Source organism: Stappia sp. ICDLI1TA098 (assembly GCF_054880955.1).
The window spans coordinates 130,111-142,850 of the sequence record NZ_JBTZBT010000005.1; the positions used below are offsets into that span (position 1 = coordinate 130,111).

The 12,740-nt window shown below is 65.1% G+C and carries 10 protein-coding genes, 1 tRNA gene, 1 pseudogene and 1 riboswitch; of the genes and pseudogenes, 3 read left to right on the forward strand and 9 right to left on the reverse strand.

Features of this window, described 5'->3' with window-relative positions; translation table 11 throughout:
• Window positions 1-49: 49 nt before the first annotated feature.
• Window positions 50-125: transfer RNA gene (locus ACSLUQ_RS19910), tRNA-Phe, on the forward strand.
• A gap of 127 nt (window positions 126-252) precedes the next feature.
• A complete protein-coding gene (locus ACSLUQ_RS19915; protein ID WP_461809575.1) occupies window positions 253-411 on the forward strand; it encodes an integrase core domain-containing protein in 159 nt (52 codons plus the stop codon).
• A gap of 10 nt (window positions 412-421) precedes the next feature.
• On the opposite strand, the gene ACSLUQ_RS19920 is transcribed toward ACSLUQ_RS19915, so the two are convergent.
• From ACSLUQ_RS19920 to ACSLUQ_RS19935, 4 genes and pseudogenes are all read right to left on the reverse strand, one after another.
• Complete coding sequence (locus tag ACSLUQ_RS19920) at window positions 422-847, reverse strand: pseudoazurin (RefSeq protein ID WP_461809522.1); 426 nt, start codon at window positions 845-847, stop codon at window positions 422-424.
• A gap of 13 nt (window positions 848-860) precedes the next feature.
• Window positions 861-1,562: pseudogene (locus ACSLUQ_RS19925) on the reverse strand (ABC transporter ATP-binding protein); the annotation flags it as partial.
• 59 nt (window positions 1,563-1,621) lie between these two features.
• Entirely contained in the window at window positions 1,622-2,686 is a 1,065-nt protein-coding gene (locus ACSLUQ_RS19930) for a FecCD family ABC transporter permease (RefSeq protein WP_417773834.1), read from the reverse strand.
• Window positions 2,683-3,702 carry an ABC transporter substrate-binding protein gene (locus ACSLUQ_RS19935; protein WP_417773833.1) on the reverse strand — a complete coding sequence of 340 codons (1,020 nt, stop codon included), beginning with the start codon at window positions 3,700-3,702 and terminating at the stop codon, window positions 2,683-2,685. The genes ACSLUQ_RS19930 and ACSLUQ_RS19935 overlap by 4 nt, the downstream gene beginning before the upstream one ends.
• 137 nt (window positions 3,703-3,839) lie before the next feature.
• A riboswitch (cobalamin riboswitch) is annotated at window positions 3,840-4,035 on the reverse strand.
• A 233-nt stretch (window positions 4,036-4,268) separates the two neighbouring features.
• On the opposite strand from ACSLUQ_RS19935, the gene ACSLUQ_RS19940 reads away from it, so the two are divergent.
• Window positions 4,269-5,447, forward strand: coding sequence for a GGDEF domain-containing protein (locus ACSLUQ_RS19940; RefSeq protein WP_461809523.1), 1,179 nt, complete (start codon window positions 4,269-4,271; stop codon window positions 5,445-5,447).
• A 210-nt stretch (window positions 5,448-5,657) separates the two neighbouring features.
• Here ACSLUQ_RS19940 and ACSLUQ_RS19945 read toward each other — a convergent pair whose 3' ends face one another.
• The 5 genes from ACSLUQ_RS19945 to nikE are packed head-to-tail and all read right to left on the reverse strand — an operon-like array spanning window position 5,658 to window position 12,740.
• Complete coding sequence (locus ACSLUQ_RS19945) at window positions 5,658-7,232, reverse strand: ABC transporter substrate-binding protein (RefSeq protein ID WP_461809524.1); 1,575 nt, start codon at window positions 7,230-7,232, stop codon at window positions 5,658-5,660.
• A gap of 41 nt (window positions 7,233-7,273) precedes the next feature.
• On the reverse strand, window positions 7,274-8,362 hold the full coding sequence (locus ACSLUQ_RS19950; protein WP_461809525.1) for a DUF917 domain-containing protein: 1,089 nt from the start codon (window positions 8,360-8,362) through the stop codon (window positions 7,274-7,276).
• Complete coding sequence (locus ACSLUQ_RS19955; RefSeq protein ID WP_417773829.1) at window positions 8,359-9,477, reverse strand: DUF917 domain-containing protein; 1,119 nt, start codon at window positions 9,475-9,477, stop codon at window positions 8,359-8,361. Before ACSLUQ_RS19955 ends, ACSLUQ_RS19950 begins: the two co-directional genes overlap by 4 nt.
• Window positions 9,470-11,032: a hydantoinase/oxoprolinase N-terminal domain-containing protein gene (locus ACSLUQ_RS19960; RefSeq protein WP_461809526.1), complete on the reverse strand. Its 1,563-nt coding sequence runs from the start codon at window positions 11,030-11,032 to the stop codon at window positions 9,470-9,472. The genes ACSLUQ_RS19955 and ACSLUQ_RS19960 overlap by 8 nt, the downstream gene beginning before the upstream one ends.
• 31 nt (window positions 11,033-11,063) lie before the next feature.
• Entirely contained in the window at window positions 11,064-12,740 is a 1,677-nt protein-coding gene (nikE, locus tag ACSLUQ_RS19965; RefSeq protein ID WP_417773827.1) for a nickel ABC transporter ATP-binding protein NikE, read from the reverse strand.

Consider the following 12,740-nt stretch of genomic DNA (forward strand, 5'->3'; position numbering starts at 1 on the left):
CTATAAGACCGGCAATTCAAGGCGTTGCGACGTTTGACGCAGGCCCTGTGCCCAGGTAGCTCAGTTGGTAGAGCAGCGGATTGAAAATCCGCGTGTCGCTGGTTCGATTCCGGCCCTGGGCACCACTTATCTTCTTTAAATCGCTAGATATTTTGTCGGGTGGCATGTTGAGTGCCTCGCGATTTGACGCTGTTTTCAGCTCGCATTGAAAGTGTGTGTTTGCCGGGCGTTCAACTGCAAGCTCCGGGCGAAATGTCTGAATGCCCACCGGTCCCGAGTCTTGCCGACGCTCGCGGAAAGCTGGAGGGTTGGCGTCGGCACTACAACGAGGACCGGCCCCACGGCGCGATCAGATACATCGTCCTGATCGCCATGCATTTTCCCGATGACGCTGCCGGCCGGTCGTCGTGATGAGCGAGGCTCACTTGCCGCTGGTGGCGAGGATTGCCTCGAACCTTGTTCTGGCGCGGCGCGGCAGGTCCTGCGGGATATCTTGCGCCCGCGCCTCGACGTCGCCGACTGTGATCAGCATGACCATGCCCATCGCGTAGTGCGGCGAGCACTTGATGCCGTAGATCCCCGGCGCGTCGAGGCGGATGGTGATTTCCTCGTCGATCTTGCCGATGAACGGCTTGGCGCCAGCCGGCAGCATCTCGGGGATAGAGGCCGCGTTGTGGCCGCGCTGCGCAGCGATGAAGCGGACGCTGTCGCCGGGGGTGAGCGCGAGCATGGCCGGTTCGTAGACCATCGGACCGCTCGCGCCGCGGCTCAGCATGCGCACCTCGTAGGTTTCCGCCGAAGCGGTGGAGACATTCATGATCATGGCGAGAGCCAGAAGAAATCTCATCGGGACACCTGTTTCAGATTGCCTTGCGAAACCGCATCAAGGGAGGGGAACCTGGCTCTGGCGACAGGAAGGTCGCCTCGACCCCGAAGACCGCGCGCAGCCGGCCTTCGGTCAGGACCTCGGCGGGAGAGGCGCAGGCGATCAGGCGACCCCGGTCCATCATCGCAAGCCGGTCGCAGGCCATTGCCTGATTGAGGTCGTGAAGCGCGATGGCGACCGTGACGGGAAGGCCTCGTACCAGTTCGAGGATCGAGAGCTGGTGGCGGATGTCCAGATGGTTGGTCGGCTCGTCCAGCAGCAGGATCCGGGGTTCCTGCGCCAGCGCGCGCGCGATGTGGACCCGCTGCCTTTCTCCGCCCGAGAGCGTGTGCCAGAGACGGTCGGCAAATGCGCTCATCTCGACCGCTTCGAGAGCGTCGGCGACCCTGGCGTCGTCCTGCCGGCTCCAGGGCCGCAGCGCGGAGAGGAAGGGGGTGCGGCCCAGTTCGACGGCATCGCGCACGGTGATGCGGTCGGTTGTCTCCGCCTGCTGTTCGACCAGCGCCAGCCTTTGCGCGAGATCGCGCGGCTTGATCCGCCGAACCGGCGCGCCATCCAGCGTGACCTGCCCCGCGTTCGGCGCGCGCAGCCCGGCGAGGCAGCGCAGCAAGGTGGATTTTCCCGATCCGTTCGGACCGATCAGGCCGAGGCATTCGCCCGGGCGGACGGTCAGAGAAACATCGTGCAGGATGCCGGTCCCGTGGACCGACACACAGACATTCCTGGCGGAAAGGATCATTGTCGACGGCTCCCGCGAACCAGGATGACCGCGAAGGCGGGGGCGCCGACGAGCGCGGTGATGACGCCGATGGGCAGCACCTGGCCCGGCACGAGGATGCGCGAAAGAACATCGGCGGCGATCAGGAAAACCGCGCCTGCCAGTGCCGAGGCAGGTATCAGGCGGTGGTGTCGCGTGCCGGCCAGGAACCGCATGGCGTGGGGAATGACAAGTCCGACGAAGCCGATGGCTCCGACCTTGGACACCATGACGCCGGTCATCAGCGCGGTGACGCAAATCAGGATGCCGCGCACCGGGCGCACGGCGATGCCGAGCGAGGCCGCGCTGTCGGCGCCAAAGGTGAAGGCATCAAGCGCGCGCCGATGCCAAAGGCAGACGACAAGCCCGAAGAGCGCGGCGGCCACGGCCATGCCGACATCCTCCCAGCGGATGCCGGACAGATTTCCCATGAGCCAGAACATGATGCCGCGGGCCTGTTCGGCATTCGCGGATTTGGCGATGATGAAGGCGGTGAGTGCATTGAAGAGCTGAGAGCCGGCGATGCCCGCCAGAATGATCGCGGCGGCGGCCTGGGTTGCACGGCCGCCACCGGAGCCGCCGGAGGAGAAATGAGCCAGAAAGACCACCAGTCCGAATGCGGCGAGCGCCCCGATCAGCGCGCCGCCCGACAGGCTCACCGCACCGGCGCCGAAGCCGGCGACGGAGACAAGGACGGCACCGGTCGAGGCTCCGGCGGAAAGCCCCATCAGGTAGGGTTCCGCCAGCGGATTGCGCAACAGCGCCTGAAGCACGACGCCGGTCAGGGCCAGTCCGGCACCGCAGGCGGCGGCGACGATGGCCCGGCTCAGGCGATAGCTCCAGATGATGCCCTCGTCGATGCGATCGACAGGGTAACCCGCATCCCACAACCGGTTTGCCAGACTTTGCAGGACGGTTGAAAAAGGGATGTTGGTCTCGCCAATCGCCGTGCCGAGCAGGATCGCCGTCAGCAGCACCGGCGGCGTCAGCCAGAGCCAGGGAAGGCTCCGGCGACGGTAGAGAGGCAGGGCGGCCTCGCTCATTCGGCGAAGCTCTGGTCCGCAAGAGCCCTGGACAGGGCATCCAGCCCGTGGATGGTGCGCAGCGTGGCGCTCATCGCATGGGCATCCATCCGGATGATGCGGCCCTTGCGCACGGCCGTCATCTGGCTGGCGACCGGGTCGTTGCGCAGGAACTCGAGCTTCTTCTCGATGTCGTCGGCGGGAAAGCGACGGCGATCCATGTAGGCAATGACGATCACGTCCGGGTCGGACTTGGCAATGCTCTCCCAGCCGACTGTCGGCCATTCCTCATCCGATTCGATGACGTTGCGGATCCCGAGCTTGGACATCATGTAGCCTGGTGCCCCCAGCCGCCCGGCGACATAGGGATCGATTTCCAGATCGGCGGACGAAAACCAGAAGACGGCGGACAGGTCGTCGGGCAGGTCGAGCGCGCCGGCGCGTGCAATCGCCTCGGCTTCCCGGGCCTTCAGGTCGGAGACGAGGGTTTCTCCGGCTTCCTGAACATCGAAGATCGCCGCCAGCTCGCGGATGCCCTTGTAGACCGAGGCGGTCGAGAAGGCTCCGACCCGCGTTCCGTCGCCGCCGGTCGAATTGTCCTTGGTGTCGCAATCCGCGGGAAGGATGTACGTCGGAATGCCCAGGTCGTGGAACATTTCGCGCGTACCGACAATGCCAGCCTCGCCGACGTGCCATTCGTATTGCGCGGCGACGAGGCCGGGCTTCTTCGCGACCACGGTTTCGAAGCTGGGATCATTGTCCGCCAGCCGCTCGATCCGCGCGTTCGCCTCCGCGAACTCCGGCAGCACCGGGTTGAACCACACCGCGGTTCCCGTGACCTTGGGCGCAAGCCCCAGGGAATAGAGGATCTCCGTTGCCGACTGGCCAAGGGTCACCGCACTTGCGGGAGCCGCATCGAAGGTAATCTCCAGGCGGCAGTTGGTCAGCGTCAGCGGATAGAGGGTTGCCTCGGCCTTGGCCGGCGAAACGATTGCAAGGGCAGCGACTGCGCCGAGGGCGCGGAGAATGTGGCTCATCTGGTCTTTCCCGTCAGACGGAACGGGCGGCGCAAGACCAGGGTTCGGATCCCCACGGCATCCGAACGGGGACGAAACCTGTCCCGATTGTCCAAGAAACCATGTCGTGTCCTTTCCCCGAGGCACCCCGCCCGGTCGTGTTGAAACCCGTGTCGGCAGGTCTCCTGACTGACGGATCGACGCTTTCCCCGCCTTCCCGGACCTTCTGGCCCAGTGGCATATCTGGAGAGAGCTCACCGCCTACAGTTGCGGGGGCAGTTCCGGTTCCCTGTTGTCACGCAGGGGCGGATTCCCTTTTCATTCTCGAAAGAAACCGACGTCGCCACTAAGACCATGACCTACGCCCCCGGTCAATCTGCTTGAGCCGACACCATCGACGGTTGCGCTGCGACACGCCGAGATTTTGGCTTGATTTTCGTAAATTTGCCTCGGTATTTGTAGTGACTTGTTCAGGGCGGCGGCTTATCAGACAGGGCAGTTGGGCATGCATGGGGGGCAAGCCATGACAAGCGGCGTCGGGCGAGATCGCCCGGATGCGGCAAGGGCCTGACAGTTAAAGAGCCTTCATGACTCTCGATTTCACGACGCTCTATGTCGTCATCCTGCTGAATTCAATCGGCATCGCCGTCGTATGGGCCGGTGTCGCCATTTCCTATCCGAAACTCGTGGCGGCGCGGTTCTGGTTGGCGGCGCTGGTCTGTACGAGCTTTGGCGGGATCATGCTGTTCATCGAGGCCGCCGAGAGTGCACGTTTCTGGACATTCCTCGGCATTGTCGCCATCGGCCTGGGCTATAGCCTGATCTGGCAGGGGGTACAGGTCTTCCTCGGGCGCTCCGCGCGGTGGCCGCTGGCCATGGCCTACATGACGGCCTGCGTGATTGCCCTCGCGCTAGCAGGCGACACCAGGGCAGGGCAGAACGCCGTCTTTTCCGCGATCCAGATACCTCCGATGATCTTCAGCGCACTGGCGCTCAAGTCGGATGAGAGCCTCGGGCTGGGGACCAGGGTGGCGCTTGTCGCCGCCGGCATCGCGCTCTGCGGGCAGTCGGTCGAGGTGATTTCCAATCTGATGCGCGTCGCAGGCTCGCTTTCCGACGAAGAGTATTTCTCCTTTGCGGCCTGGCTGCTCATGGCGACGATCATCGGCACCAGCACGCTCAACTTCGGCTTCCTGCTGATGGCCATCGATCGGCTCAATTCCGAGCTGGTGGCCCTCGCGACGCGCGATGATCTCACGGGACTTCTCAATCGTCGCGGCATGCGCGACCGCACGGCGATGATCGCCAAGCGGGCGAAGCGCCAGGGGGAGAAGGTTTGCGTGGTGATGATCGACCTCGACGGCCTCAAGGTGATCAACGACACCTACGGTCACGGCGCGGGTGATGCCTGCCTCGTTCATGTCGCCGGGCTTGCGAAGGGCATGCTGCGGCCGGCGGATGTGCTGGCGAGGCTGGGGGGAGACGAGTTCGCCGTGCTGCTGCCGGTCCGTGAGGTTGACGAAGCGGAAGGTTTCGCCGAGGCGCTTGCGCGGCTCGTGTCATCGACACCTGTCATTCACATCGGCGTTGTCATCGAGACGTCCGTCAGCGTCGGCCTCAGCGTCTGGGATCCGGCAAGCGGCAAGCAGCTTTCGGACCACCTGCAGGATGCGGACGCGGCTCTCTACGAGACCAAGCGGAGCGGCCGGAACGGCTATTCCGTCTATGATCCGCTTCGCGACGCTTCGGTGCCCACAGCGACCTGAGAAAGACGGATGGCGGCGGGAGCCGCCGACCGAAGCCCCCTCACCGAAGCGCCCCAGAGATGCCTGTCTGCCGTTGCCCCTTCGGGACGTCGGCGGATGCGCGGCGAGGCACAAAAAAGACCCGCCGCGACTTGGCGCGACGGGTCCGAGTTGGCCGGGCAGAACCGGCTCGATCATCCCTGGGGGAGAGGGATTCCTGAAACGGCTGGATTACTTGGCTTCGCAATCCCACCACATGTGGGCGAAGTCGTAGTCCCAGCTCTGCATCGGCACCTGGTAGTAGCCCTTGAGGCAACTGTTGGCGGCGATGCGCTTGTTCTGGGCAAGCAGGAACACGTCGGACTGACGCTCCTGAAGCCGGACCTGAAGATCCTTGTAGATCTCGTTGCGCGGACCGGTTTCGACCGTCTCGCGGGCCTTGTCGATGAGAGCGTCGATCTGCGGATCGTCGACCCAGCTCATCGAGGACCAGGTGCCCTTGGCCTTCGAGTGATACTGGACGAAGAAGACCGAGTCCGGAGACGGATACGTCGGGCCGTAGAAGACCTGCGTCACGTTCGGCGTCGTCTCCGGCGAGGAGGCAAGTTCGGTGATCCGGTTCCACGGCTCGGGTCGAAGGTCCACGTCGAAGCCGATGGAATCGAGCGTAGCCTTGAACAGCAGGCCGATCTCTTCCTCGAATGCGGTCTTGGCGACATAGACGTGGGAGAGCTTGACCGGGCCGCCATCGGCGTATTTCGACTTTTTCAACTCCTCGGCCGCCTTCTCGAGATTGAACTCGGGCGCGGGAAGGTCGTTGTCGTAGGCGTCGGCGAAGGCCGGGGCGAGCGGGCCCTTGAGTTCGCTGCCCGGATAGATGACCTCGCGGATCGTCGCATAGTCCATCGCGTAGGCGATGGCGCGACGGATGTGCACGTCATCCGTGGGAGGACGCTGGTTGTTGAGCTTCAGGTAGAAGCCGGTCGCCGTGTCGACGGACAGCACGTGGTAGTCGTCGAGCTTGTCGATCGCCTCATAGGTCTCGCTGCCCTGGTACTGGGAGGACATGCCGAGTTCCCCGCGGGTCGCAAGCGCCTTCACGGTCGCTTCGTCGCGGGTGACGATGAAACGCAGTTCATCGATCGGCCGCCCCTTTGTCCAGCCGCTGTGGTAGCCGTCGTAGCGCGACAGCGTCATGCCGGAGCCGCGCGTCCAGTTGTCGAGCTTGTAGGGGCCGGCGCCGGAGGGCTTGTCGGCGAGGAAGGTCTCGCCCCATTCGCCGTCGTTCTGCTCCTTCACCAGATCGGAGTTGACCACGAGGATCAGCGGCGTCGAGGCGATGAAGGGAGAGTGGACGCGGTTCAGCGTGATTTCGACGGTGCGTTCGTCGACGGCCTTGACGTTTTCGGGCTTGATCAGCTCGGCGAAGAGATAGGCGGGTCCCTCGTTGAGGGCGATGAGGCGCTGCAACGACCAGACCACATCCTTGGCTTCGACCGGCGAACCGTCCTGGAAGGTCGCGCCGTCCTTGAGCTTGAACGTGTAGGTCTTGCTGTCGTCCGAGATTTCCCAGCTTTCTGCCAGCTGCGGCACGATCTTTCCGTCGCCGTCAACGGTGGTCAGGGCGTCGTAAAGGTTCACGATCGCCATGTATTCCGTGTAGTCGTTGACCTTGGCCGGGTCGACCGTGCCGAAGATCTGCACGGTGTTGACGGTAAGCGAGACCTTGTCCTGGGCGAAGGCCGGGGTGGCGGCGAGTGTGGTGGCGGCAAGCAGTGCGATGCCGGTGCTCTTGAGGCAATTCATCACGGAGTCCTCTGCTGGTAGCAATTCGACGGCTGTCCTTCTCAGCGGGACAGCTCCTTGATGGGCACATAATCGTGCGGGTAACCGAAGTAGCCTGGGCCGACGAGATCGAGGCCGGCGGGCGTCGACCATTGCGGGTCGCACGCGAGCCCGATCAGGGTGACGGCAAGGCCGAAGCGGAGCTGCTCGGTGGTCACCGGCAAGCCGCCGTCCGCGTCGACGCCGCAGATCAGGTCCGGGGTCACGGCAAGAAGGCGGTCCTGGTCGTCGGAGGCGATCAGGTACTCGTTCTGGAAGTTGACCGTGAAGGTGCGGCCCTCGTCCTCGTCCATGCCCTTGAAGATCGCCTTGCCGCGTGCAAAGCCGCCCTCGGTGCGCCGCTCGATGTCGACGACGCGTCCGGTGAAGAGCTTCCGGCCGTCGAGCCGACGGATCAGCGCCTCGGCCGGATTGCGGTTCGCCCTGCGTTCCGAGGCGATGGTTTCGCCGATTTCCTTGATGAGCGACATCGTGTTGCGCAGGATGCCGCGCTTCATTTCAGCGCCGGTCATCGGGTAGAGCGCGACCAGCGCGGCACCGCCCATCTCCACCGTCTGGCAACGGGCGAGCCGCTCGGTCCATCGGTTGGAGATCGCCTTGAGCACCGAGCTGTTGCCCTTGTCGTCGGCCAGCACCATCGGTGTGGCTTTGATGTCGTGCATGGTGAAGCTCACCATCTGCAACTCGGGGAAGGCGCGGCCCATGCCGTCGCCGTCGACGAGCGGCAGCCCGGTCGCGGCGGCGACCGCGTAGGGAATGGTGGAGTTGAGCCCGCCGGCCTCGATGCATACCAGCGCGTCGGCCTTGCGGCCGAGGTAGGCCTCGAGCTGCTCCAGCGCCTCATGCGCCTCGCGGCCGTTCGGCAGTTTCTCCAGCATCACCGTCGGAGCGCCCATCATGCACACCGGGACGCAGAGTGCGTCGTCGGCGACCGCGTCGGGCGGGATCACGGTGACGGGCCCGTGCGCGGCGATTGCCGCCTGCGCCATCAGTTTGCCGATGTAGGGATCGCCGCCACCACCGGTGGCCAGGAAGGCCCCGCCGAGCGCGATCGCCTCCATGTCCGAGGATGAGACGGAGAAGGAGCTCATGACGCGCTTCCCTTGCCGCTGGCCCGCATCGGGCGCCAGGTGAGGTCGGTGAAGCCGAACCCTGTCGGGCCGACCACCTCAAGCGCTTCCGGCGAGCGCAGAAGCGGATGCGAGGGCAGGGCGAGCACGGCGACGCGCTGGCCGTAGCGCAGCATCTCGGTCGTGATCGCCTCGCCGGTATCGATGTCGAGGATGACGATCAGGTCGGGGACGATCACCTCGACTTCGCCGTTGCGCGAGAAGACGAGGTTCTCGTTCTGGATCAGCACCGAGGCGGTGTCGTTCTCGTAGCTGTCGAAGCCCGAGAGGATGGCTTCGCCGGTGACGAAGCCTCCGCGCAGGTGGCGCTTCAGGTCATTGATCTTGCCGCGGAAGACGACCGTTCCGTCCTCGCTGTCGCACACGGCGCGGATCGGATCGGTGTTGCTGCGCCGTGCCTCCAGAACCGCGTTCCCGAGCGAGATCGCCTTGGTGTAGGAGTCCGGGATCGAATACTGCTTGACGAAAGCGCCGGTCATCGGCGCGCTTGCCAGCACCGAGGAGCCGCCCTGGGCCACGACACAGGCGCGTGCCATGCGTTCATGCCACTTTTCCGAAACCGCGTGGTCGAAGATCACCACGTTGCCGTGCAGGTCGCACATCACCGATGGCGTCGAGCGGTGGCCGTAGATCGAATAGGTGGTCATCTGCATCTCGGGGAAGGCGCGGCCCATGCCGTCGCCGTCCACCACCGGCAGGCCGGCCATCGCCGCCACGATCAGCGGCTCCATGGAATTCTGTCCGCCGATCTCCTCGCAGGCGATGGCGTCGACGCGGATGCCGAGGCGCTCCTCGAGAGCCCGCACGCAGCGAAGGCCCTCGCGCCCCTCCTTGATGCGTTCGAAGGAAACGAGCGGCGCGCCGATGCCACCAAGCGACACCACCTTGGCGTCGTCGGGCAGCTCCGCGAGCGGCAGGACCTTGAGGTCGAGACCCTCGCGCAGGGCCTGGCGCGCGCGCAGCTTGCCGATGTACGGATTGCCGCCGCCGCCGGTGCCGAGGATGCCGGAGCCGATCTCCAGAGCATCCACCATGGCCTCGTCGAGGGCCCAGGTCTTGGAGGTCACGTCAAGCATTGATGCCTCCCATCTCGCCCACGACCTTGACGTGGATGCGCGTGGCGTTGCCCGGCAGATAGGCGAGCGGCACGTCCTCGCGCTCGATGGTCTCGATGGTCTCGGCGACCGCGCCGGCGGCGATTGCCTTGGCGCGCGCCTCGTCCTCGGCCTGCTTCAGGCAGGTCTCGCGTGTCAGGCCGTTCTCCAGGGCGAAGATCCGGTCGACCTCGCCGCTGATCTGCGCGATGGCCGCGCCGACCGCGTTGGCGACGGCGAAGTTCTCCGGACGGATGACCTCCAGATCGCCGAGACGGTCCGGCATCAGGATCGAGCCGCCACCGACGGCGATCACCGGGATCGGATCGGGGGAGATGCGGCTGCGTTCGACGCCGCGCTCGAGGATGGCGGTCATTTCGGCACGCGCTTTTGCCAGCACCTGCGGATCGATGGTCTTGACCGCATCGGGGGTGCTGCCGACATGCGCCTCGCCAAGGGCAACGACGATGTCGGTCGCCGTCATCGTGCGTCCGCCGAAGACCATGGCTTCCTTCGAGATGCGATAGCCGACGGACTGCGGGCCGACGGTGACGGAGCCATCCTTTGCCTCGCGCACGAGCGAGCCGCCGCCGAGGCCGATGGAGAACACGTCGGGCATGCGGAAGTTGGTGCGCACGCCGCCGATGTCGACGACGGTCGCGGCCTGGCGCGGGAAGCCGTGCTGCAGCGCGCCAATGTCCGTGGTGGTGCCGCCGATGTCGACGACGATACCGTCACGCACGCCTGTGAGGAACGCCGCGCCGCGCATCGAGTTCGTCGGACCGGAGGCAAACGTCAGCACCGGGAACTTCTTCACCGTCTCGGCGGCCATCAGCGTGCCGTCGTTCTGGGTGATGAAGAACGGGCAGTCGAGGCCGGCGGAGGCAAGCGCGTGACCGAAGGCGTCGACCGTCCGGTCGCTGAGCGCCAGCAGGCTCGCGTTCATGATCGCGGCGCTTTCGCGCTCCAGCAGACCGATGCGGCCGATGTCGCTCGACAGCACGACCTGAAGGTCCGGGCAGTTGCGGAGAAGGCGCTCGCGGGCGACCTCCTCCATGTTGCGGTTGATGGGGCTGAAGACGGAACTGATGGACGCCGCGACGATCTTCTTTGCCTTGATGTCGTCTGCGATGCGGTCGATTTCGTCCAGGTCGAGCGGCGCGATCTCGCGGCCGTCGAATTCGTAACCGCCGCGCACCATGTAGCCATGTCCGCCCGCGGCTTCGCGCAGGTCGTCCGGCCAGTCCACCATGGGCGGCAGGCAGGCGGTCGCCGGCAGACCCAGGCGGATCGCCGCGACCGGGTTGATGTGCTTGCGCTCGATCACGGCATTGGTGAAATGCGTCGTGCCGATCATCACGTTGCCGATCCGGGCGCGGTCGACGCCGGCCTTCTGGATCACAGCCTCCAGCGCTTCCAGCACGCCACCGGTGACGTCTTCCGTCGTCGATGCCTTGACGCCGGCAAGGACGTTGCGCCCCTGCATGATGACCGCGTCGGTGTTGGTGCCACCGACATCAATTCCAAGACGATACATCGGTCTCTCTTTCCGTTGCGTAGCTGATGGCTCAGGCGACCGCGTCGACGAGGTAGCGCTGGCGCTCCTCGAGGCTGACGCGGGGCTTTTGCCGTTCTTCTTCCTCGGTCATCACCGGAACGGCGGCGATGAGCGCGCGGGTATAGGGATGCTGGGGATCTGCGAAGACGTCGCGCGGTTCGCCGCTCTCGACGATTTCGCCCTTCAGCATGATGGCGATGCGGCTGCAGAAATTGCGCATCAACGAAAGGTCGTGGGAGATGAAGAGGAACGTCAGGCCCAGTTCGTCGCGCAACCGCGTCAACAGGGCGATGACGTTCTTCTGGACAGACACGTCGAGCGCCGATGTCGGCTCGTCGAGAACGACGATTTCCGGTTCTGCGGCAAGCGCGCGGGCAATCGCCACGCGCTGCTTCTGGCCGCCGGAAAGCTCGTGCGGATATTTCGCGATGAAGTTCTCGGGCAGATCGACCTGCGTGAGCAGCTCGCAAATGCGTTTCTGCGCGGCCTCGCCTCGGATGCCGGCGAAGCTCAACGGCACAGCCAGCGTCTGGCCGACGGTGCGCTTCGGGTTCAGCGAAGTGCCCGGGTTCTGGTAGACGATCTGGATGCGGTTGCGGCGTTGCGCGGCGGTGCGGGCGTCGAGCGGAGCGCCGTCCATGGAAATCGTGCCGCCGGTCGGCCGCACTAGCCCCATGATCATGCGCGCGACCGTCGTCTTGCCGGAGCCGGATTCCCCCGCAAGGCCGAAAATCTCGCCCTTGCGGACAGATATCGTGGCGTTGTTCACCGCTACATGACGCGATCCCTTGCCGAGAAGCGGCCGGCTCTCGAACACCTTGGAAACGCCGGACATCTCCACGATGGGAGCCCCGTCGGAGGCGGGCTGATCGGTGACGCTGTCGCCGTAGAGCGGCGGGATCGCCTCGACCAGTTCGCGCGTGTAAGCCTGCTGCGGCCGGTGGAACAGGTCCGTCAGCCGCCCGTGCTCGACGATCTCGCCGTGGCGCATAACGTAGATATCGTCGGCCATCTGGCGCACGACGCCGAGATTGTGGGTGATCATCAGCAGCGACAGGCCGTTGTCCGAGACCAGCCTGTTGATCAGCTTCATGATCTCGTCCTGGGTGGTCACGTCGAGCGCGGTTCCAGGTTCATCCGCGATCAGCAGGTCGGGCTGGTGAAGCAGCGACAGGGCGATCAGCACGCGCTGGCGCATTCCGCCGGAAAGTTGCGTCGGATAGGCATGGAACACCCGCTCCGGATCGGAGAGCTGCACCTTGCGCAGGACGTCGAAGATGCGCGCCTTGCGGTCTGCGAAGGACGCCCGCACGCCCATGCGCGCATCGGCGAAGCGCATCACGTCGTCGAGGTGCCGGCCGATGCGGAACACCGGATTGAAGGAGGAAAGCGGGTCCTGCATGATGATCGAGAAGGCCGTGCCCTTGAGCCCTTCGCGACGCGCCGGCGGCATGGCGAGAACGTTCTCGCCCCGGTACAGGATCTCTCCGCCCTCGACGTCGGCGTTGCCCGGCAGCGTGCCGAGGATCGCCTTGCTGGTCACCGATTTTCCGGAACCTGTCTCGCCGATAAGCGAGACCCGCCCGCCCTCGGGGATGGTCAGCGCCACATCCTTGAGGATGTGCTGGCGCCGTCCATAGGTCCGGAAGGCGACGTTGAGGTCCTTGATCTCGAGGAGATTGGTCAT